This window comes from Microlunatus phosphovorus NM-1 (genome assembly GCF_000270245.1).
Lineage (GTDB): Bacteria > Actinomycetota > Actinomycetes > Propionibacteriales > Propionibacteriaceae > Microlunatus > Microlunatus phosphovorus.
Genome location: NC_015635.1, coordinates 4,664,805 through 4,685,801 on the forward strand (window position 1 = coordinate 4,664,805; position 20,997 = coordinate 4,685,801).

A 20,997-nucleotide genomic window follows, 5' to 3' on the forward strand; every position below is an offset into this window, starting at 1 on the left:
CTCCTCGAGATCTTCAACGCTCCGGCACGGCGAGGGCCTGCCTCTGGTTTCCCTCGGCGTCGAAGTTGGCCGGATCGAGCCAGCGTTCGAAGGCGTCACGTACGCCCGGCCAGTCACGATCGATCAAGGCAAACCAGGCGGTGTCACGGTTACGCCCCTTATAGACGACGGCTTGACGGAAGATGCCCTCGTACGTGAAGCCAAGTCGTTCGGCGGCTCTGCACGACGGCGCATTGAGACTGTCGCACTTCCACTCGTAGCGGCGGTAGCCGAGATCGTCGAAGACATGGCGCATCGCCAGGTACTGCGCCTCGGTGGAGATCGGTGTGCGCTGCAGGCTGCGTGAGAAGACCACATTGCCGACCTCGATCACCCCGTTGGCGGGATCTTGGCGCATCAGGGAGAGGGTGCCGAGGGCGCGACCCGTAGCCTGATCGATGACCGCGTAGTGCCGGGGATCGGCACTACGCGCCGCCGCCGTCGCCCACACACGATAGGACTCCGGGTCAGCGAACGGCCCGTACGGCAGGTAGGTCCAGTCCCGATCGTCGGGAGCAGCCGCGTACGCGACGTAGAGATCGTCGGCATGCCGGTCGGCATCGAGATGCTCGAGCGCGCAGTAGCGCCCTTCGACCCGCTGAGCCGTCGGCAAGGCCACCGGAGACCAGCCTGGCACCGAAGCCCCGATGGGTTGCCCGTAGTCGTTCATCTTTGGCATGGATGGCGCCCTCACGCGCTCACGCAGTGACCGGCGCGGCATCGTAGGTCACCCAACGGGTGCGGTGCGCGACCTGGTCGTAGAGCGCCTGGGCCTGATGATTGTCCTCCGAAGTGATCCAACGCACGACCGAGCACCCTTCGGATCCGGCGATCGCGGTCAGGCGTGCGATCAACGCCCGGGCAGACCCCTTGCCCCGCGCCCCAGGTGCGGTGAAGAGATCATCGAGCCAGATGCCGACCGTTCCGGCTGACGGGCGCGAGAAGCGCCGGTAGTGACCGATGGTCACCACGCGGCCTGCCGACTCGACGACCAGCGCCTCGCACTCATGCTCGGGGTCGGTGAGCCAGCCCCACACCCGCGAGACGACCTCCTCCGACTCCGGCAGCCGATAGAACTCGCGGTAGGCGCGGAAGAGTTCACGCCACGTGGTCTCATCGGCCGGCTCGAGCGGACGTACTCGGTCTGATGTCTGCTCGTCCCCCTGGCGCAACGTTCCGTTCGAGGTCGGGCGATCGCTCATAGTCCACGATGGTAAGTCCGCTGGCTGCCGCGTCACTGAGGCAGGTCATCGGACACAATTCCCCCGCCTTTCCCACCGTGCAGATCAACTCAGTTGGGTGCCCACCATCTCGGCGAGCTTCGCGACCCGCTTGGCCCGCAGCGTGCCGGGTGCGTATTTCGCGGTCCACGAGTCGTCCTCGACCAGATCCATCGACGTGTCGTCGACCGAGCCACCCCGGTCCTCGATGCTCTGCACAACAGACCGGAAGTAGTAGTGGAAGAACAAGCGGTTGAACTCGGTGAAGTAGATATCGGCCACCCGCCGATCACCGCGGATGATGATCATGTTCTCGTCGTTGTCGGTGGTCGATGCCCGGGAGAAGTTGGCCGAGCCGGTGACGACGATCGGGTCCGATCCCAGAGGGTCGCAGAGCAGGAACTTGCCGTGGATGAACGCGACGTGCTTGTTGAGCCCCAATTCGCGGGTGGTGGTCTCCGCCACCCAGCGGCCCAGCGGGTGGTCGAGTTCCGAGCCCCAAGCCTCGTACACATTGCGACTGGCGTTCAGCTTCACCGTCGCCTTGCCGAGCGTCTCGAGCAGGAAGAAGCGCAGCGGGCCATCGGGAGTGCCAGCGGCGGCCTCGTCCTGGATCTCCTGGGCGATGCCGAACGCGAAGGTGGCGCAGACCAGCGACGTGGCATCGGCGCCGATCAACCGGGCGTACAGCTGCAAGGCGCTCAAACCGGGCCGAGGGCTGAAGACCGGTGTCACTCCCGCGACCACCTCGGACCGATCGGTCGGCGACGGACTGAGCGATGCAACCGCGGCGAGGTAGTCCGCGTTGCGGCTGCGTTTGAGACTGGCGGGATCCTCGCGATGTCCGCCGGGATCGGCGGCCAACAGGTCCCAGTACGCGGAATAGGCCGCCGCCGTCGCAGGATCACGCACCAGGTGCCCCACGTTCGACTGGCCATGGATGCCGCCGATGGTCAGGTTCGTCGAACCCGTCCAGACCTGCTCGGGCGTGTCACTGCGGAGCAGCACGAGGAATTTGTTGTGCGCGATGGCCGACACCCGCGCCTCGCGCCGGATGATCGTCTCGGGTGGGAACCCGGTGGCCGCGATCGCGGCGTTGTTGGCGTCCCGCGGACTGCTCTTGGCGTCTTTGGCGTCGACCACGAGGCGAACCTCGACACCACGCCCGGCGGCCGCCACCAGCGCCTCCAGCACTGGCCGGTAGCTGAACTCGTAGAACGCGCCATGCAGTCGATCACCCGCACCAGCGCTGTTGATGAAGGCCAGCAGACGATCGTCGAGATCTCGGCTGAGCCAGTCCAGGGCCGCTTGCCGAAGCTCCGACGTGGGCTGCTTGTCGGGTGCAAGGCCGCTGAAGCGGTGCTGATATGCCTGGCTGGAGGCCACTCCGCGGTTGAACACCACGTCATGTGCGCCGCCGGTGAGCGGCTCGGTATGGATGGTGATGCTGATCGGCTGATTGCGGCGCGGTTTGGCCGGGGTGCCTCGCATCGGGTGGAACCGGTACGTGTAAGCGGTGTCCTCAGCCAGGGTGAAGTCGTCCCACACCAGCGCCTGGATCGGGTGCGTATAGGTCGACACCTCATCGTCGGGCGAGGGGTCTGGCACCAGGGAGCGAAACACCTTGAATCCCGACAGCCAGCGGAACGGGCCGCCGTCGGTCGACCGCTCGACGCAGAACCCGAGCAGGCCATGGCGTGCGGCATCGGTGGCAGTCAGGGCGAACGACACGGTGTTCACGCCGCACACCGCGTACGCCCTGATGCCGCGCAGAGAACGCGACCGGGACCTCATATCTCAAGGTAATCCCAGGGGCCCTTTTGATACCTGGGTTTGTTGCGAATCGGTCCCGGGGACGGCGGGAGGCGGGAGGCGGGAGGCGAGGCACCTTCGTCGAAAAGGAGGAGCCCTCCTCGACAAGGCGCAGTTACAGGCGAAATCGGCCGATTGGCCTGTAAGTGCTCCTTTTCGATGCGTGGAACCCCCTGGTTCACGGCATCGTGGCCACGCGAGGCGGCAAGACTGTCGGCGCGCCCGAGAACACTGCGGCGCATGGGAATTCGATATTACGGATGGGCCATCACCGACGAGGAGGCCGCCGAGGCCAGGACCGATCCCTGGCCGGTGATCCGGCGGGCCGATCGCCGCGGTGACGAGCCAGGCTGGACCAACACCTGCTTCGACAAGGCGTGGCCACTGCTGCAACGACTGTTCTCGCCGGAAGGGGTTCGGCAGCCAAAACCCGGGTACGAGCTGGTGGCGGGCGACGTCACCTACCCGTATGGGTATCTCGAGGGATACGAACCCTATGTGGGTGTGATCGCTCGTGACCGGGTACCGACGATCGCCCGCGACGTGGCATCCGTCTCACGATCGGACGTCCGGCTGTTCTGCAGTGGGCTCCGTTACGGCGATCAGCAGGTCCGACGAGATGACGAGGGCTACCTGGCGTACTACCTCGCCGAGGCACAGACCTTCACCGCCGACGCTGCCGCCCGGGGCCACGCCATCCTCTACCTGATCCGCTGACGGACACTCCAGACGTGGGACTGGTCAGCCAGTGATCGCCACGGTGCTCGCGGCCACGACGAGCAGGGCGAGGTATGCCCAGCTGTGCACAGCATCGGGGATCTTCGGCGGTCGTCGCCGCAGCAGGACGATGACGGGGATCGCCCCTGCCAGCAGCGCAAGTGCCGAGGCAACGTCGACCGTCCCGATCAGACCAGGGGCGGAGGCGACGCCACCGCCGAACGCGGCCGCCACCACCATGGCCGGCGCCGCGATCGCGATGGTCAGTGGGTTCGCCAACGAGGTCGCCACGCCCATCTCCATGCCGGAGCGTCGCATCATCGGCACAGTCATCACGCTTCCGCCGACGCCAAGGAAGGCTGCGCACCCGCCGATCGGGAGCCCCCAGCCATCCGGGAGCGGGCGACCGCTCGTTTTCCTCGCCCCTCTCCCGTTCTCCAATCGTCGCGTCGTCCTTCGCTCTGGGAGGAACCCTGGACGGAGGAGCAGATCGACAACGGTGACACCGATGTAGATCACGAAACCCCACCGCGGGACGACGTCAGGCACGAACAGGGCGCCGACCGCGCCTGCCGCGCCGCCGACCGCGAGCAGCACGAACAGCCGTCGACGACCGCGGAGATGGGCGAGGACACTCCGCCGCGTCGCCGCCGTCGCGACGATCGCACCCACGAGCATGACCAGCGCCGAGGTGGCGACGGCGATGCGCAGTGCATCGGGTCCTCGCGCCGCGTCGACGAGCAGGATGATCGGAACCGTGACGAAGCCGCCGCCGAAGCCGAACAGCACGGTGGTCACGCCGACCGCCAGCCCGACGAAGAAGAGAACCAGGAGCGACGCCGTCACGCTTCACTCATGCGACCCGCGGCGGTGATGAAGCCCTCCATCAGCACCTCACCAGGAAGGATCGGCGCAAGCTTGTCAATGGTAGTCAAGGAGCCTCTCCTCGCAGGTCTGTACGGAGCACGCCGAATATGAGCGAGTCCCGGCGACGGCCTCGCACCAGGACGTTCCCGCGGAGCCTTCCTTCGTGCTGTAGCCCAGCTTTTTCGAGCACCCTGGCCGAAGCAGCGTTCTCCGGATCGCAGGTTGCGGCCAGACGTTCGAGCCCGAGTCGGCTGAAGCCGAGATCGAGCAGCAGTCCCGCCACTTCTGTCGCATGCCCTTGAGCCCAATGCGACCGGGCGATCGTGTAACCCATCTCGCCAGCACGGTCCGTCACACTCGTGGTCCACACGGCGGCCGAACCGATCACTTGATCCTGTCGAACCACCGCCAGCGAGCACTCGCCGACACGGCCGACCATGGCGTCTTCCAGGAACGCCCTCGTGTCGGCCAAAGTGTTCGGGCCCCAGGTCGTGTACCTGCACACCACGGGATCAGAAGCGAAAGCATGCACGGCCTCAAGATCGCCCATCTGGATGCTGTGCTGGCCGGCCCGATCGCCTTTGAGCGCCTCCAAGCGGTTTTCCTGGAGGAACTCGCAGCGCGTCGAGCGATGGCGCGGCAGCAGGTGCAACTTTCGATTCATCGTCTTGTGTATGCGCGGATCGAGTCTCTTCGACGACTCCCGCCGCCAGACGCGTTCAGTGTCGCGGTCTGCGAAGGACCTGATCACTCCGTTCGTGTATACCGCATCGCGTCATTGACGCTAGACGTTAAACCGGAATTCGACCACGTCGCCGCACGTTGGGCAGTCTCATGCAGGCCGGGTGGTCAGCGCAGTGCGAGCGTCTCCACCGGCTGCCCCGTGACCTCAGCGATCAGGTCAAAGTCCTTATCCACGGCCAGCACCGTGAGGCCCGCCTTCTCAGCCGTGGCGGCGATCAGCAGGTCTGGGATTGACGGCGCGCGATGCTGGCCTCGGTCCGCAAGAAGCATCTGCACCTCCTCAGCCCTGTCTTCAATCGCAGGCGTGATCCGCTCCACCGGCATCAGCGAGACCGGTGGCCGGCGGAACCCCTCTCGCCCGTCAACCCCCGTCCGTGCCGAGTACCCGAGCTCCAAACGAGTGATCGGCGAGATCCGCACCAGACCGCGATCAATCCTGGTCTTCCACACCTCGGCGTCGACGACCTGGTCGAGCTGGAGCCCCACGAACGCCGACTTGTCGAGCAGCCAACTCGTCACCGCCACGCGTCAGCCATCACGGCTGGATCCGCAAGATCGGCAAAGATCTCACCGGCACGCCGCCAGTTCTCATCAGTCGTCGTCTCGCCTGACCGAGGACTGTCCCCCTCAAGCTTCCGGCGAAGGAACTCGTTGCGGGACAGCCCCAATGCTGACGCCTCCGCATCGATCCGTTCCACGGTTGAGTCACTGAGCCCTCGTATGAGCACGTTCGTCATGACGGCCACCTCCAGCCAGGATGATATCACGATATCGACCATCGAATAGGTTCTCAGCGACCGAGGACCGGGCAACGCCGCATCGGAAGAGCACGATGATCTTCGCTGGGTTCAGAACCGACGAACTCGCGAGCCTGGAGCAGCACTCCCGGAGACCGTGTCAGCGCTCGCACGCGCGTTCCAGATCGCAGAGGTCAGTTCGAAAACCTAAATTCCACCACGTCGCCGTCAGCCATCACGTAATCCTTGCCCTCCAGCCGGACCTTGCCTTTGGCCTTGGCGGCCTGCATGGAGCCGGCTTCGACCAGATCGTCAAAGGAGACGACCTCGGCCTTGATGAAGCCCTTCTGGAAGTCGGTGTGGATGACGCCGGCCGCCTCGGGGGCAGTCGCGCCCTTCGGGATCGTCCAGGCCCGGGACTCCTTCGGCCCCGCGGTCAGATAGGTCTGCAGTCCGAGGGTGTCGAAGCCGACACGGGCGAGGTGGTCCAGACCCGGCTCGTCGATGCCCATCTCGGCCAGGAACTCGCGGGCTTCATCCGGCTCCATCTCGGCCAGCTCAGACTCGATCTTGGCGTCCACGAAGACCGCCTCGGCAGGGGCGACCAGCGCCCGCATCCGGGCCTTGAGGTCTTCGTCGACAAGCTCATCGGAATCGCAGTTGAACACATACAGGAACGGCTTCGCGGTCAGCAGGAACAGTTCCCGCAATGGCTCGGTGTCCAAACCGGCGGCGAAGACCGTACGGCCGGAGTTCAGCACCTCCTGCGCCTCTTTGACTGCTTGCAGCGCCGCAACCTTGGCCTTGTTGATCCGGGCCTCCTTCTCCAGCCGCGGCAGCACCTTCTCGATGGTCTGCAGGTCGGCCAGGATCAGCTCGGTCGAGATGGTCTCGATGTCACTGCCCGGGTTGACCTTGCCGTCCACGTGGGTGACGTCCGGGTCGTCGAAGACCCGGGTGACCTGGCAGATCGCGTCGGCCTCACGGATGTGCGACAAGAAGGCGTTACCCATCCCCTCGCCCTGGCTGGCGCCGCGTACGATGCCGGCGATGTCGACGAAGCTCACCGTCGCGGGCAGGATTCGCTCGGAGCCGAAGATCTTCGCCAACACCTCCAGCCGCGGATCCGGTACGCCGACCACGCCGACATTGGGCTCGATCGTCGCAAACGGATAGTTCGCCGCGAGGACGTCGTTGCGGGTCAGTGCGTTGAAGAGAGTCGACTTGCCCGCGTTGGGGAGGCCGACGATGCCGATGGTGAGTGCCACGACGGACAAGCATATGGGCGCACGCCTGGTCGGTCTGACTCGCTCAGCGCTGTTGGAAGAACGCCTCGATCGCCCGACGCAGGTGCAGCGGATCCCTGACGCCGGCCAACTCGCGCGCGGAATGCATGGACAGCAGCGGGATGCCGACGTCGACGGTACGGATACCCAGCCGGGTGGCGGTCAGCGGCCCTATGGTGCTGCCACACGGTACGGCGTTGTTCGAGACGAACTCCTGGATCGGCACACCGGCGGCATCACAGGCTCGCCGCCAACTGGCAGCGCCCACGGCATCGGTCGCGTACCGCTGATTGGCATTGATCTTGAGCAGTGGACCGCCGTTGAGCAACGGCCGATTGGCCGGATCGTGTCGCTGTGCATAGTTCGGATGGACAGCGTGACCGGTGTCTGCCGAGAGGCAGATCGACCCGGCCAATGCCCGCTGATGGTCGTCGAGCGAGGCACCCAGAGCCGCCGAGATGCGACTGAGGACGTCAGCCAACAGCGGTCCGGCCGCGCCAGAACGAGAGGCGCTGCCGACCTCCTCATGGTCGAAAGCAGCCAGCATCGTGATCGCCTCGCTGCCTGCGGCGCTGGTGTCCGATGCATCGGCCTCGGCTGTGCTGATCAATGCCGCCAGCCCGGCATGCACACTGGACAGGTTGTCCAGCCGGCCGGAGGCGAGGAACTCATCTGTCGGGCCGAAGATCTCCGGCGGCGTCGTCGCGTACGCCGACAGATCGGCTCCGGCGATGTCGTCGGATGCGCAACCGACCAGCAACGCGATCTGGTCCATGATCCTCAGATCGGATCGGCCGACACTCCACACCGGGGCAGTGTGCAACTGTCGGTCCAGTTTGATGCCCTCGTCGTTGACGGACCGGTCCAGATGGATCGCAAGCTGGGGGATGCGCATGATGGCGCCGGTTCGAACCAGCCGCTGCTCGCCGCTGGTCAGGATGACCCGACCGGCCAGGCCCAACTCCCGGTCCAGCCACGAGTTGAGCAGCGGCCCGCCGTAGACCTCCATGCCCAGCTGCTGCCAGCCCGAGGCAGAGATATCGGGCCGCGGCTTCAACACGAACCCGGGCGAGTCTGTATGGGCTCCGACAATCCGGTACGGCGTACCTGGTCCGGCACCGGCTGGAATCCGCCAGGCCAGCAGGGCACCGTCACGCACCAGCACGTAGGCCCCGGGAGCCGTCTCGAAGGCCGCTCGCTCATCGACGACGCTGAACCCGGCCGCGGTCAGCCTCTGCCGCCCTTCGGCCGCGGCGTGGAACGAGGTCGGCGAGGCAGTGACGAATTCCGCGAGATCTCGGGCATGTTCCAGGGCTGCGCTCACCCGATCACCCTAATCGGCATCTTGGGAGCGCAGCCGAACAGCGGGTGACGACCCCGTCGCGAGCGGCCGTGAGCGGAGCGACGGCTCCGTCTGGACTGAGGAGCGCGCAGACAACGCTTCATCGTCTGCGCGTGACGAGGGAAGACGGAGTCTGTGGAGCGCAGCCGAACAGCGGGTGACGACCCCGTCGCGAGCGGCGGTGAGCGGAGCGACGGCTCCGTCTGGACTGAGGAGCGCGCAGACAACGCTTCATCGTCTGCGCGTGACGAGGGAAGACGGAGTCTGTGGAGCGCAGCGAACAGCGAGTGACGACCCCGTCGCGAGCGGCCGTGAGCGAAGCGACGGCTCCGTCTGGACTGAGGAGCGCGCAGACAACGCTTCATCGTCTGCGCGTGACGAGGGAAGACGGAGTCCGTGGAGCGCAGCGAACAGCGAGTGACGACCAACACTGTCAGTGGCGCCGTGCATGATGCGCGGCATGGACATCACCACCATGGTCGCGTTGGTCGCCGGCGTGATCCTCGGCGCCGTTGGCGGTTGCGGAATCGCCTACGTCGTCAGTCGCAGCCGGCAGCAGACCGACGTCGCCCGGACCGAGGCCGACGACGCCAAACAGGAGGCCTATCTGGCACAGGCGAGGACTGAGGCGACCCAGGCTCGCGCCGAGACCGCACATGCCCGCGCCGAGATGGCGCAGGCGAGGACCGATGTCGCCGAAGCCCGCGCCCTCGCATCCGCTGCCCAGGCGGAGGCAGCCGAGGTATCGGCCGCAGTCGCTCGGGCCGAAGCCGAACGGGACGCCGCAGTGGCACATGCCAAAGCGCTCGCCGGCGACCGCGAACAGTTGCTCGCCCAGTTCAAGGTGTTGTCCCACGAGACCATCGAGCGGCAGACCAGGACCGCCGACGCGCAGGCCGAGGCTCGACTGAAGGCCACCGAGCAGTTGCTCAGCCCGGTCAAGGAGACGCTGCACCGGTTCGCCGATCGGCTCGGCGAGGTGGAGAAGCAGCGGGTGGCCATCGCTGCGGACCTGCGCACGCAGGTGCAGAACGTCCAGCAGACCGGGGAGCAGCTACGGCGTGAGACGCACGCACTGACCACCGCGCTACGCAAGCCGCAGGTACGCGGGGCCTGGGGCGAGCTGCAACTGCAGCGGGTGGTCGAGCTCGCGGGGATGGTCGAGCATTGTGACTTCATTCGCCAGCGGACCGACACCGCTGACGATCGAGTGATTCGACCAGATCTCCGGGTCGACCTGTCCGAGGGCAAGTTCGTCTATGTCGATGCCAAGGTGCCACTGACGGCTTTCCTCGACGCCCAGGAGACCGACGACGCCCGGCTTCGTGAGGAGGCGATGGGCCGATTCGCCCAGAACGTCCGCAGTCACGTCGACCAGCTCGGCGGCAAGCGCTACTGGCAGTCCGGAGTCGGCAGCCCCGAGTTCGTCGTGCTCTTCCTGCCGAGTGAGGCATTGGCAGCCGAGGCGTTCGCTGTGCTGCCCGACCTCCATGAGTACGCCGCCCGCAAGGACGTCGTGCTTGCCACGCCGACGACACTGATCGCGCTGCTGCGGGCGGTGGCGTACGGCTGGAAGCAGGCGAAGCTGGCCGAGAACGCGGCCGACGTGCTGCAGTTGGGGCGGGAGCTCCACGACCGGCTCGGCACGCTGGGCAGCAGATTCGACAAGCTCGGTCGCGCCCTGCGGACCTCCGTCACGGCCTACAACGACACCATCGCCACGATGGAGGGCCGGGTGCTCGTGAAAGCCAGGCAGTTTACTGAGCTGAAGGTCAGCGATGCCGAGCTGAAGGCGTTGACCAGCGTCGACGATCCGGTGCGTCAGATCCAGGCACCCGAACTCGTCGATGACGCAGTCCAGGTCGCGCCCATCGTGGGTCGGAGCCGGCGGGCTCCACGCCGAGGCGCTCAACCCGACAAGGAGGTGCTGCCTGAGTCCGACGCGCTACGTCGAGCAGACCCGGAGCTGTTCGAACTGGTGTCCGCCGATGAGTTGCCGGCCGTCGACGCAGATCAGAATCGTGCGAGTTCATGATCCTCGCCAACTGATGGCGATCCCTCGCAGCTGATCGAGCCAGCAGCCACGCGAGAGCGCGGGAGACTCTAACCGCTCGCGTCAGTCTCGCGTCGGCTGAGCGTCAGCGGCGCCGACCGCGTCGGATCAGCCCGATTCCGAAGGCGGTCAGGACCGCGCCGAACAAACCGACCAGCAGCGAGCCTTGAGGGCTGCCAGAATCGGCAAGGTCGCTGCCGGACGCCCCAGAGCTGGCAGCGTCGGAGTTCTCGTGGCTACTGCTGGCCGGCTTCGTGACCGCAACGCGGAGTGTGCGTGAGTTGGTGACGTCGTCGCTGCTGTCGCCGGGGTCGCCATATGGCTGCTCAGCGCGGGCGGTCAGCGTCGCACTGACCCGGCCACGGCTGGCGTCAGCCCGGCTGACCCGATAAACGCCAGAGCAACTCATGCTTGCGCCCGGTGCCAGCGTGGTTCGGGCAGCGGGCTGGCAGGTCAGATCGAGAGCCTGGAGGTTGCTGGTGATCCGGGCACTCGTCAAAGTGACGTTTCCCGTGTTGGTCGCCGTCGCTGCATAGCGGAGCCGATCACCGCGGTCTGCCTTGCCGCTCGGCGCGACTGTTGCCTTTAGTCCGATCGAAGACTGTTGGACGACGGAGACGTGCGCGGCCGCGTTGGCGCCGACATAGTCGCCTTGCCCTTCGATGTCGTACTCGCCGAACACCGTGGCGAAGTTGTCGATGTCCCCGAAGTCGAGGACTTCCTGCGTCACGGTCAGGGTCGCCGAGCAGCGCAACGCCTGCTCCGGCGCCAGCGTGGCTGCTCCGGATTGGTCGCAACTCAGCTCGCTCAGTCCTTCGAGCTCATCGCTGATTGCGACATTGGTCAGGTCGAGAGCGCCGGTATTGGTGGCGACAAATCGATAGGTGATCACCTGGCCGACCTTCGACACCCGGCTGGGCGAGGCCGTCTTCGTCAGCGAGATGCCTGCCTCAGTCGGTCCCTCGGCTTGCGCCTGCACCCGCGCACCGACTCCCTCAGGTTCGGCGGCTTCGGCTTCGGACTGTGGCGCCTGCACCCCATCTAGTGCCACACCAGGTTGTAGGGCGTCGTGGCTCGGAGAGGCCGACTCCTTCGACGCGGTCTGTGGCTCCTCGGGCTCCGTAGGTTCGGCCGAGGAAGCCGGCGCCGAGCTCGGCGAGGCCGACTCCGGAGATGGAGTGGCGGCGGCGGAGGTCTCGGCGGACGGTTCTTCCTGCGTCGAGCTCGGTGTGGTGCTGGGGTCAGCCGTCCCCTTCGCCGCACCAGCTGACTCGGGCGTCGCGGAGGGTGTCGCGGACGTACCTGTGTCCGCATACGCCAACAACGGAACGCCAAGCACCGCTGCAACTAGCCCAGCCGCTGCCAAACCCGCGAGAGGGCGTGGCATCACGTGCGACATACAGGCTCCAAACCAAACAACGACAAGACGACACGCCGAAGCAGATCCCACCATCGGACGCGCCAGCACGGTATCAGCGGTTCACGCCGTTTCCTAAAGCGTCGAGCCGTGCCTTCCTCGACGACTCAGTCTTTGATCGCGTTCTTCCGCAGGTCTCGCCGCAACTCCGGCGGCAGCGCGAAGACCAGACTCTCCTCGGTCAGCCGCTCCTCAGCAGCAGGCGGGAATCCACGGGACTCCAGGTGATTCAGCACGCCTTGCACCAACTCGTCGGGCACTGAGGCACCGCTGGTCACACCCACCGAACTCACCCCGTCGAGCCAGGCGTCGTCGATCTCGGAAGCGAAGTCGACTCGGTGTGCCGCCTTGGCGCCGGCCTCCAACGCGACCTCGACCAGGCGTACCGAGTTGGAGGAGTTCGCCGAACCCACCACGATCACCAGATCGGAATGACCGGCGATCTGCTTGACCGCAAGCTGTCGATTCTGAGTGGCATAACAGATGTCATCGCTCGGCGGATTGATCAGCAGCGGGAACCGCTCGCGCAGCCGATTCACCGTGGCGAGTGTCTCGTCCACACTGAGCGTGGTCTGGCTGAGCCAGGCGACCTTGCTCGGATCCTTCACCTGGACATCGGCAACCTGCTCGGGCGACTCGACCAGCGTGATGTGCTCAGGCGCCTCACCAGCGGTGCCTTCGACCTCCTCATGGCCGGCGTGGCCGATGAGCAGGATCTCCATGTCCTCCCGAGCGAACCGCTTCGCCTCGTGGTGCACCTTGGTGACCAGCGGGCACGTGGCGTCGATCGTCTTGAGATGCCGATCAGCGGCCTCAGCGTGCACAGCCGGCGACACGCCATGGGCCGAGAACACCACCGTCGCGCCCTCGGGCACCTCGTCCAGTTCCTCGACGAAGATCGCACCGCGCTGTTGGAGGGTCTCCACGACATGCCGGTTGTGCACGATCTGCTTGCGTACGTAGACCGGTGCGCCGTACGCCTCCAGGGCCTTCTCGACCGTGATGACGGCACGGTCCACCCCGGCGCAGTATCCCCGGGGAGCAGCCACCACCACACGCTTGTCAGCCATAGGCGTCAAGTGTAGAAGGTGCGGCGCCATCGCACCCCGCCGTCGCAATTCCGGCCGGCCTTCCCCCATTCCCAGGCCCCTGCGCCCCTGCGCCACTCCCCCAGGGCCCTCTGTGGCCACCCAAACCCCACTTCGCACCATTTAGGTCGACTCCGCACCACGCACGCTTGGTGCGAGGTCGCATCAAATGGTGCGAAGTGGGGTTTGGGTCGAAGGACGGAGTCCGGGGAGCGCAGCCGGACAGCGAGCGACGACCCCGTCGCGAGCAGCTTCACAGCGAGTTGACGACCAACACTGTCAGTGGGCCCGACTAACCTTCCGCGGGTGCCGTTAGAATCGTCGCAGGAGAACCCGCAACCGCTGCGGGTGGTGACGGCCGCCGTACGCGGCTGGGTCGAGCGGCTGGGGACCGTCTGGGTCGAGGGCCAGGTGATCCAGATCAATCGGCGGGCAGGTGCCAGGACCGTGTTCCTCACACTCCGCGACAAGCTGGCCAACGTCTCGGTGTCGGTGACCCTCTCCCCCGCCACGTTGGAGGCCGCATCCGCCCCACTCGCGGAGGGGGCGACCGTGGTGGCACGGCTGAAACCCTCCTACTACGAGCAGAGCGGGCGACTCTCCTTCTACTGCGACGCAATCTCGCCCGTCGGCGAAGGTCAGCTGCTGGCCAGACTGGAGCAGACCAAGCGTCTGCTCCAGGCGGAGGGTCTGTTCGAACGACACCACAAGAAGCCGCTGCCCTTCCTGCCTCGCGCGGTCGGGCTGATCACCGGTTCCGGCAGTGCCGCCGAACGTGATGTGGTGGAGAACGCGCGGCGGCGGTGGCCGGCGGTGCGGGTGGTCCCCCGGTATGCACTGACCCAGGGCCGCGAGGCCGCCGAGCAGATCATGCTCGCGCTAGGAGTGCTGGACCGCGACCGGGAGATCGAGGTGATCATCATCGCTCGCGGTGGCGGCTCACTGGAGGACCTGCTGCCGTTCTCCGACGAAGGCCTGGTCCGGGCCGTGTTCGCCTGCCGTACGCCGGTGGTCAGCGCGATCGGACACGAGACCGACATGCCGATCCTGGACCTGGTCGCCGATCTGCGAGCCTCCACACCCACCGACGCCGCCAAACGGGTCGTGCCCGATGTCGCCGAGGAACTGGCCCGAGTTCAGCAGGCTCGCGATCGGATGCGTCGCTGCGTGACAGCGCTGGTCCAACGCGAACGCGACTGGCTGGACCACATCCGGGCCCGTCCGATGTTGGCCGACCCCGGCGCCAGCTTCGCCCTTCGGTCGACCGAACTGGTGGAGCTACGTGCCCGATCCGAGCGGGCGCTGCAAGGCCGGCTTCGTCACGAACGGTCTGGCATCGAGCATGCGCTCGCCAGGGTACGTGCGATGTCACCCAAGGCCACGCTCGAGCGCGGGTACGCCATCGTCGTCGACGCCGACGGACATGCGGTCGACTCGGCCGGCGAGGTGGAGCCTGGCCAGTCGCTGCTGGCATACCTGCATGACGGGCAGCTGAGCCTCAGCGTCGAGGATGTCACCGTTCGAGAAGAAGGAGCCCTCCCATGAACGACGCCTCGCAACCGCCAACCGATCCATCATCAGCGGGCGACGCCTACCTCGCCGAGCTGAGCTACGAGGAGGCCCGCGCTCAACTGATCGGGGTGGTCACGCAACTGGAGTCCGGCGGAGTGCCACTGGATGAATCGCTCGCCCTGTGGGAGCGTGGCGAACGTTTGGCCAAGGTCTGTCAGCGCTGGTTGGACGGCGCCCAGGCCAAGATCGACGCCGCCCGGGCTGAGACAGGCTGAGCCCCGTCCGTTGATAGTCGAGACCGTTGATTGATAACGGTCTCACTACCCCAGGGTGATTTCACGCGTCCCATGCTGACAACCCTCCGACGCCTTGTCACGATGAGCACATGATCAGGTTCTTGCTCAATGTCGCCATCAGCATCGTGTCGGCCGCGGTCGCACTGCTCGTCGCGGCTGCTGTCGTCGACGGCGTCCAGATGCAGCCCGCCGGCTTCGTGATCGCGGTCCTCGTCTTCACCGCAGCGCAGGCGCTGCTGGCACCCTTCGTGTTCAATATGGCGCGCAAGTACGCTTCCGCGGTGCTCGGCGGCATCGGCTTGGTCTCCACCTTCCTCGCGCTGTTCGTCGCGACCCTGTTCCCCAACGGTCTGCACATCAATGGAGTGACGGCCTGGATCGTCACCCCGTTGGTCGTCTGGCTCATCACGGCGCTCGGGACCTGGATCCTCGGCATCTTCATCATCAAGCGCTGGTGGGAGAAGCGGCAGGCGGCCTGATCCGCCCACGCGGCTCCTGGGACCCGAGCAGCTCAGGCGCTGAGCTCCGTGGTCACGGCGCCGAACCGACGCCGGTAGTCGCTGGGCGGCACGCCGATCGTGCGCCGGAAATGCTCGCGCAGCACGACGGCGGAATTGAAGCCGACCCGGCTGGCAACCTGATCGACGGACAGATCGCTCTCCTCGAGGAGGCTGCGGGCCGCCAGCACCCGCTGCCGGGTCAGCCATTTGTGTGGCGTGGTGCCGGTCTCGGCGGCGAATCGCCGGGCGAACGTACGCTCGCTCATCATCGCTCGCGCTGCCAGTGACGACGCGGTGTGCTCCACCTCCAGGTGCTCCACCATCCAGGTGAGGAGCTCGGCCAGGCTGTCGGCCCGGCACGAAGGGATGGGCAGGTCCACGTACTGCTGCTGCCCGCCGTCGCGTTGTGGCGGCACCACCATCCGCCGCGCAATCTTGGTCGCGACCGCCGTGCCGAGCTCTTTGCGCACCAGATGCAGGCTCGCGTCGATCCCGGCCGCCGTCCCGGCACTGGTCACGATTCGGCCGTCCTCCACGAACAGCACCCGCGGGTCGACCTCGGCGGCAGGAAAGCGACGCTTCATCTCGTCGGCATACATCCAATGGGTGGTGCACCGCCGGCCATCGAGCAGTCCCGCCGCGCCGAGCACGAAGGAGCCGGAGCACAGGCTGAGAATCGTCGCTCCCTCGTCATGGGCGCGACGCAACACCTCCAACACTCGAGCCGGATACGCCTCATCGGCTTGGGGAGCGGTGGGCGCCACGATCACCAGGTCGGTGCCGAGGACACTGTCCAGACCACGCTGTGGGGTGATGGTGAACGGATCACCGTTCTTGGTGGCCAATGGCCGCCCTGGCTCGACACCACAGACCCGGAAGTCGAACGGCTCGATCCCCTCATCGGTGCGGTCCACTCCGAACACCTCCACCGCGACCCCGAACTCGAAGACAGCGATGGGCTCCAACACGATCACACTCACCGACTTCAGCATGCGTCAATCCTAATGGCAGCAATCCATCGCACGAAGGCAATCGTGCCACTGGTGGCAGATATGCACCGAAGGAAAGATCTCTGCCATGACCGGATTACTGATCGTTGTCACCATGGTCGTGCTGCTGATTCTTGCGCTGGAACCCGCCCATCGACGTGCCAAGCTCGGCGGCGCGGCAGCTTTCCGTTCCGGCGCGGAGCAGACCGTCGACCGTGACCGGGAACGCATACTGGCGGAGATCACCAACTCGCGACTCAGCCGGCAGTGAGCGTCCCCGCGAATGCCTCCAATGCCTCGTACGTCGTATCGCCGACCACGATGGTGGTCACCTTCGGCGAGGTCAGCACCAGGGATCGGGTGCGCTCATCCGGACTGATGTATCGCACCCAGGTCTGGCCGCCAACGGCGCTCTGCCCGTCGGCGTAGCCCTGCCGAGTGACGTCATCCACGAACAACTCCGGCCGGGCGTCGCCTTGGTGGAGCGAGAGATAGACGTCGTGCGGGTCGAGAAAACCGAGCTCCCACAGGTTGCGCACCGACGCATCGCCATTCAGATGCGGCTCCCCCTTCGCCACCCAGGCGGCCTTGGTCGGTCGCCACGTGTCCGGCAGACCCTCGGGGGCAAGCACCGGATAGGGAGCGTTCTTCCGCGCCTCGGCCAGCACCGGTCGCCAGTCGACCTCCTGCACCGGGTAGTCCGGCAGGGTCCGGCTGAAAAAGATGATGATCAGCGCCACCGGGACCACGATCACCAACAAGGTGCGGATCATGTCCCCGGTGGTCGCCGGCTTCTTGGTGCGGGCCACCCGGACATTCTGCCTGCTGCACCGGCGCACTGCCTTCCGGCTGGCACCGACGGAGATGTCAGGGAGATGTCAGACTGCCGCGGTACGGTCCGGGCATGGACGACATGCCGGTCACGATCGCCCGGTGGAGCGGGCCGCGCGGCGAGGTCGTGTTGCGTCGTCACGGGGTCGCCGACGACGCGATCGAGGAGTTGATCGTCAACGGCGCCTTCGCCATGGACAGCGCCGAAACCGCGTCCGAGGAAGCTCTCGCCGACCTCACCTGGCCGGGTGCTCGAGTGCTGGTCGGGGGTCTCGGGCTCGGGTTCACCGCCGCCACGCTGCTGGATGCGCGAGTCGGCACGGTCGATGTGGTGGAGATCGAGGAGGCGCTGGTCGCCTGGGCGTACGAAGGAGTGACCTTACGGCTGGGCCGGGTGGCACGCGATCCCCGCGTACGCCTGTGGGTCGCCGACGTACGGGCCGTGCTGACCGGCCACGAGCCAGAGCCGGCGGGACCGTGGGACGCGATCCTGCTCGACGTCGACAACGGTCCCGACTTCTTGATCCACGCCGAGAATGCCGCCCTGTACAGGGAGGAGGCGCTCAGTGCCGCGTACGCGAGGCTGGCCCCTGGGGGACTGCTGGCGATCTGGTGCCAGGGCGCAAACGCCGGTCTCCGGTCGCGACTGCAGGCCCTGACCTCGACGGCACGGGAGGAGGTCCACAAGGTCCAGCGCGGCCGGCATCTGATCTCGTATGTCATCTACACCGCACGCGCACCTCACTAGGCGGAGCGCGAGCGGTCGGGACGTCCGCCGTACGGGCTGTGACGTCGTACGTCACACCCGCACCAGTTGCGTGACTGTCAGCTCCTTGCGCCACAATGACCGGCATGGCCGACGACGACTTTCGCATCGAGCACGACACGATGGGCGAGGTGCGGGTGCCCGCCGCCGCGCTCTACAAGGCGCAGACTCAACGGGCGGTGGAGAACTTCCCGATCTCCGGCGTGCCGATCGACCCGGCCCTGATCCGCGCCCTGGGACTGATCAAGGGCGCTGCGGCCAGCACAAATGCCGCATTGGGCGTGCTCGACCAGCACCGGGCCGATGCCATCGTCGCCGCAGCCGCCGAGGTCGCCGCCAACAAGCACGACGGCGAGTTCCCGATCGATGTGTTCCAGACCGGCTCGGGCACCTCGTCCAACATGAACACCAACGAGGTCATCTCCTCCCTCGCCGGTTCAGATGTGCACCCCAACGATCATGTGAACGCATCCCAGTCCAGCAATGACGTGTTCCCGAGCGCGATCCACATCGCCGCGACCGACAGTCTGGCCAACACTTTGATCCCCGCCTTGGGGCACCTGGCTCAGTCGCTGGAGGCAAAAGCCGTCGAGTTCGGCGATGTCGTCAAGAGCGGCCGCACCCATCTGATGGATGCCACCCCGGTCACCCTCGGCCAGGAGTTCGGTGGCTACGCGGCTCAGGTCCGGTACGGCATCGAGCGAATCCAAGCGGTGCTGCCGCGAGTCGCGGAGTTGCCCCTGGGTGGCACCGCGGTCGGCACCGGGATCAACACTCCACCCGGCTTCGCGGCGGCGGTGATCAACACGATCGCCGTGCAGACCGGCCTGCCACTGACCGAGGCCCGCAACCACTTCGAGGCCCAGGGTGCCCGGGACGGCTTGGTCGAGGCGTCCGGGGCGCTGCGCACCATTGCTGTCAGTCTCAACAAGATCGCCAACGATCTGCGTTGGATGGGCTCCGGGCCGCGCGCCGGTCTGGGCGAGATCGCCTTGCCCGATCTGCAGCCGGGCTCCTCGATCATGCCGGGCAAGGTGAACCCGGTGCTCTGCGAGGCAACCACCATGGTCGCCGCCCAGGTGATCGGCAATGACGCAGCAGTCGCCTTCTCCGGCTCCACCGGAGCCTTCGAGCTGAATGTGATGCTGCCTGTGATGGCCCGCAACCTGCTGGAGTCGATCCGGTTGGTCGCCAACGTCTCGCGGCTGCTCGCTGACCGCTGTGTCGACGGCATCGTCGCCAACGTGGACCACTGCCGCAAACTGGCCGAGTCCTCACCGTCGATCGTGACGCCGCTGAACCGCTACATCGGGTACGAGAATGCCGCAGCGGTGGCCAAGCAAGCACTGAAGGAGAACAAGACGATCCGCCAGGTCGTGATCGAATCCGGCTTCGTCGCCGATGGCAAGCTCACCGAGGAACAGCTCGATACTGCCTTGGATGTGTTGGCGATGACGAGGGCTCCGTCTGCTTGACTTCTGCCCGCTCAGGTTGGCCGGGTCGGCCATGACTGGTGCATGCTAAAGCGCATGCATGGTCGCCTTGCAGATTCGCCATGTCCCGGAGGAGATCCGGGACGTGCTGAGCGCGGAGGCCGAGCGCCGGGGTGAGTCGCTGCAGAACTATCTTCTGGAAGTCGTCGCCCGGGAAGCCTCCTCGGTGAACAACCGGCGCCTGGTACGCGACTGGATGGCCCGCCCCCTAGCGTCCGCAGTGGCCGTCGACGTGCCCGAGTTGCTGGGCCGTCACCGCCGGGACCGCGAACGGCACCTGGCAAAGCCCACGGTCGACTGAGGTGCTTGTCATCGACGCCTCTGCCCTGACCGAACTGATCGTCGGCGGTCCGCGAGCGTCGGCCATCGGGCCGGTGATGGAGGATGACGGTGATTGGAGGGCGCCCGAGCACTTCATGGTCGAGGTGGTGAGCGCACTGCGTGGCATGTGGCTCGGCGGACACCTCAGCAAGGAGGGTTCACGGCTGCGGTGCACCAGGCGACTCGAGCCGACATGTCGACGTACCGAATACCGGGTTTGATCGGTCGTATCCTGGAACTCACGCCCCGGGCAACCGCCCACGACGCCGCGTACGTCGCGCTGGCCGAGACCCTGGACTGTCCGCTGGTCACCCTTAGCGGCCCGGTGCGCTCCCTCACCGGCGTCAGCTGCGAGTTCCTTCCGTGAAGGCCCTGGACCGGTTGGGGTGCTGTTGTCTCGGAGCTCGTGTCGTCCGTGGTAGGTCAGCCCGGGCACGACTAGGTTCTATGCGATGAGCGCCTCGGTCCCAGCCAAGCCCGACCACCTGCGTCCACTGCGAATCCTGGCCGGAGTGCTGTTCGCCGTGCCGGTGGTCATGCTGATCGTGATGTGGTTCGCGCTCGGCAGCACGTTGACCGATCCAACGCCATGGCTGTACGTGATCGGCGTGCTGGTGCTGGCCGTCGTCGGGCACCTGATCTTGCGCGCGACCGGATACCATGCGGTCGCACTTGCCCGCGGGACCAGCAAGAAGGAGGCGATGGAGCAGGCCAAGCTGTCCTATCAGACCGCACTGTTCCGTCGGGTGATGACCGCCGAGCTGCCGATGCTCGTGGCCATGACCCTGTCATTCACGATCCCCGGCGGCTTCTATCTCGTGCTGTTCGGGTGTGCGGCGACACTCAACCTGCTGGCTCTCCACGTCTGGCCTTCGGAGCGCTCCGTCGAACGAATCAAGGCATCCCTGGAAGCGGCCGGCGCCAACAGCTACCTCCGCGAGGCGCTTGGGCTGCCGCTGGCCTGAGG

General features: G+C 66.4%; 25 protein-coding genes. 12 read left to right on the forward strand and 13 right to left on the reverse strand.

Going from position 1 to position 20,997, the window contains the following annotated elements; translation table 11 throughout:
• Nucleotides 1-13: 13 nt before the first annotated feature.
• The 3 genes from MLP_RS21040 to MLP_RS21050 all read right to left on the reverse strand — a co-directional run bounded on the left by MLP_RS21040 (nt 14) and on the right by MLP_RS21050 (nt 2,999).
• Nucleotides 14-718: a GNAT family N-acetyltransferase gene (locus MLP_RS21040; RefSeq protein ID WP_013865200.1), complete on the reverse strand. Its 705-nt coding sequence runs from the start codon at nt 716-718 to the stop codon at nt 14-16.
• 19 nt (nt 719-737) lie between these two features.
• The gene (locus MLP_RS21045; protein ID WP_049804619.1) at nt 738-1,241 is read right to left on the reverse strand and encodes a GNAT family N-acetyltransferase; all 504 of its coding nucleotides are present in this window, start codon (nt 1,239-1,241) and stop codon (nt 738-740) included.
• 84 nt (nt 1,242-1,325) lie between these two features.
• Nucleotides 1,326-2,999: a phospholipase D-like domain-containing protein gene (locus tag MLP_RS21050; protein ID WP_172641610.1), complete on the reverse strand. Its 1,674-nt coding sequence runs from the start codon at nt 2,997-2,999 to the stop codon at nt 1,326-1,328.
• A 312-nt stretch (nt 3,000-3,311) separates the two neighbouring features.
• On the opposite strand from MLP_RS21050, the gene MLP_RS21055 reads away from it, so the two are divergent.
• Complete coding sequence (locus tag MLP_RS21055) at nt 3,312-3,788, forward strand: DUF1877 family protein (protein ID WP_013865203.1); 477 nt, start codon at nt 3,312-3,314, stop codon at nt 3,786-3,788.
• 24 nt (nt 3,789-3,812) lie between these two features.
• Here MLP_RS21055 and MLP_RS21060 read toward each other — a convergent pair whose 3' ends face one another.
• From MLP_RS21060 to MLP_RS21085, 6 genes are all read right to left on the reverse strand, one after another.
• Entirely contained in the window at nt 3,813-4,634 is an 822-nt protein-coding gene (locus MLP_RS21060; RefSeq protein ID WP_013865204.1) for a sulfite exporter TauE/SafE family protein, read from the reverse strand.
• 85 nt (nt 4,635-4,719) lie between these two features.
• Nucleotides 4,720-5,406: a GNAT family N-acetyltransferase gene (locus MLP_RS21065; RefSeq protein WP_156821248.1), complete on the reverse strand. Its 687-nt coding sequence runs from the start codon at nt 5,404-5,406 to the stop codon at nt 4,720-4,722.
• 98 nt (nt 5,407-5,504) lie between these two features.
• Complete coding sequence (locus MLP_RS21070; protein ID WP_013865206.1) at nt 5,505-5,924, reverse strand: PIN domain nuclease; 420 nt, start codon at nt 5,922-5,924, stop codon at nt 5,505-5,507.
• Entirely contained in the window at nt 5,915-6,178 is a 264-nt protein-coding gene (gene vapB, locus MLP_RS21075; RefSeq protein WP_231851364.1) for a type II toxin-antitoxin system VapB family antitoxin, read from the reverse strand. The genes MLP_RS21070 and vapB overlap by 10 nt, the downstream gene beginning before the upstream one ends.
• A gap of 152 nt (nt 6,179-6,330) precedes the next feature.
• Nucleotides 6,331-7,404, reverse strand: coding sequence for a redox-regulated ATPase YchF (gene ychF / locus MLP_RS21080; protein WP_013865208.1), 1,074 nt, complete (start codon nt 7,402-7,404; stop codon nt 6,331-6,333).
• Nucleotides 7,405-7,447: 43 nt separating this feature from the next.
• The gene (locus MLP_RS21085; RefSeq protein WP_013865209.1) at nt 7,448-8,746 is read right to left on the reverse strand and encodes a M18 family aminopeptidase; all 1,299 of its coding nucleotides are present in this window, start codon (nt 8,744-8,746) and stop codon (nt 7,448-7,450) included.
• Nucleotides 8,747-9,224: 478 nt separating this feature from the next.
• Here MLP_RS21085 and rmuC point away from each other — a divergent pair, with 478 nt between their 5' ends.
• The gene (gene rmuC / locus MLP_RS21090; protein ID WP_231851365.1) at nt 9,225-10,799 is read left to right on the forward strand and encodes a DNA recombination protein RmuC; all 1,575 of its coding nucleotides are present in this window, start codon (nt 9,225-9,227) and stop codon (nt 10,797-10,799) included.
• 103 nt (nt 10,800-10,902) lie between these two features.
• Here rmuC and MLP_RS21095 read toward each other — a convergent pair whose 3' ends face one another.
• Together MLP_RS21095 and MLP_RS21100 are read right to left on the reverse strand one after the other, a co-directional pair.
• A complete protein-coding gene (locus MLP_RS21095; protein WP_013865211.1) occupies nt 10,903-11,853 on the reverse strand; it encodes a DUF7507 domain-containing protein in 951 nt (316 codons plus the stop codon).
• Nucleotides 11,854-12,341: 488 nt separating this feature from the next.
• The gene (locus tag MLP_RS21100) at nt 12,342-13,304 is read right to left on the reverse strand and encodes a 4-hydroxy-3-methylbut-2-enyl diphosphate reductase (protein ID WP_013865212.1); all 963 of its coding nucleotides are present in this window, start codon (nt 13,302-13,304) and stop codon (nt 12,342-12,344) included.
• Between the two features lie 324 nt (nt 13,305-13,628).
• Between MLP_RS21100 and xseA the strand changes: the two genes are divergently transcribed.
• The 3 genes from xseA (at nt 13,629) to MLP_RS21115 (ending at nt 15,609) form a co-directional block, all read left to right on the forward strand.
• Entirely contained in the window at nt 13,629-14,867 is a 1,239-nt protein-coding gene (xseA, locus tag MLP_RS21105; RefSeq protein ID WP_013865213.1) for an exodeoxyribonuclease VII large subunit, read from the forward strand.
• On the forward strand, nt 14,864-15,109 hold the full coding sequence (locus tag MLP_RS21110) for an exodeoxyribonuclease VII small subunit (RefSeq protein ID WP_013865214.1): 246 nt from the start codon (nt 14,864-14,866) through the stop codon (nt 15,107-15,109). The genes xseA and MLP_RS21110 overlap by 4 nt, the downstream gene beginning before the upstream one ends.
• Before the next feature lie 110 nt (nt 15,110-15,219).
• Complete coding sequence (locus tag MLP_RS21115; RefSeq protein WP_013865215.1) at nt 15,220-15,609, forward strand: phage holin family protein; 390 nt, start codon at nt 15,220-15,222, stop codon at nt 15,607-15,609.
• Nucleotides 15,610-15,641: 32 nt separating this feature from the next.
• Here MLP_RS21115 and MLP_RS21120 read toward each other — a convergent pair whose 3' ends face one another.
• A complete protein-coding gene (locus MLP_RS21120; RefSeq protein ID WP_013865216.1) occupies nt 15,642-16,622 on the reverse strand; it encodes a GlxA family transcriptional regulator in 981 nt (326 codons plus the stop codon).
• An 85-nt stretch (nt 16,623-16,707) separates the two neighbouring features.
• Here MLP_RS21120 and MLP_RS21125 point away from each other — a divergent pair, with 85 nt between their 5' ends.
• Nucleotides 16,708-16,890: a hypothetical protein gene (locus tag MLP_RS21125; protein WP_013865217.1), complete on the forward strand. Its 183-nt coding sequence runs from the start codon at nt 16,708-16,710 to the stop codon at nt 16,888-16,890.
• Here MLP_RS21125 and MLP_RS21130 read toward each other — a convergent pair.
• Nucleotides 16,877-17,428 (reverse strand): DUF4245 domain-containing protein, encoded by a 552-nt coding sequence (locus tag MLP_RS21130; protein ID WP_013865218.1) that lies wholly within the window; start codon nt 17,426-17,428, stop codon nt 16,877-16,879. The genes MLP_RS21125 and MLP_RS21130 overlap by 14 nt on opposite strands.
• A 95-nt stretch (nt 17,429-17,523) precedes the next feature.
• On the opposite strand from MLP_RS21130, the gene MLP_RS21135 reads away from it, so the two are divergent.
• From MLP_RS21135 to MLP_RS26730, 6 genes are all read left to right on the forward strand, one after another.
• Nucleotides 17,524-18,198 carry a polyamine aminopropyltransferase gene (locus MLP_RS21135; protein ID WP_013865219.1) on the forward strand — a complete coding sequence of 225 codons (675 nt, stop codon included), beginning with the start codon at nt 17,524-17,526 and terminating at the stop codon, nt 18,196-18,198.
• 104 nt (nt 18,199-18,302) lie between these two features.
• Nucleotides 18,303-19,691, forward strand: coding sequence for a class II fumarate hydratase (locus MLP_RS21140; protein WP_013865220.1), 1,389 nt, complete (start codon nt 18,303-18,305; stop codon nt 19,689-19,691).
• Nucleotides 19,692-19,749: 58 nt separating this feature from the next.
• Nucleotides 19,750-20,010, forward strand: a complete 261-nt coding sequence (locus MLP_RS21145) for a hypothetical protein (protein ID WP_013865221.1) — start codon at nt 19,750-19,752, stop codon at nt 20,008-20,010.
• 1 nt (nt 20,011) lies between these two features.
• Nucleotides 20,012-20,251: a PIN domain-containing protein gene (locus tag MLP_RS27590; protein ID WP_013865222.1), complete on the forward strand. Its 240-nt coding sequence runs from the start codon at nt 20,012-20,014 to the stop codon at nt 20,249-20,251.
• Complete coding sequence (locus MLP_RS28155; RefSeq protein ID WP_197536452.1) at nt 20,248-20,397, forward strand: hypothetical protein; 150 nt, start codon at nt 20,248-20,250, stop codon at nt 20,395-20,397. The genes MLP_RS27590 and MLP_RS28155 overlap by 4 nt, the downstream gene beginning before the upstream one ends.
• An 85-nt stretch (nt 20,398-20,482) precedes the next feature.
• Nucleotides 20,483-20,995 carry a hypothetical protein gene (locus MLP_RS26730; protein WP_013865224.1) on the forward strand — a complete coding sequence of 171 codons (513 nt, stop codon included), beginning with the start codon at nt 20,483-20,485 and terminating at the stop codon, nt 20,993-20,995.
• Nucleotides 20,996-20,997: the final 2 nt, after the last annotated feature.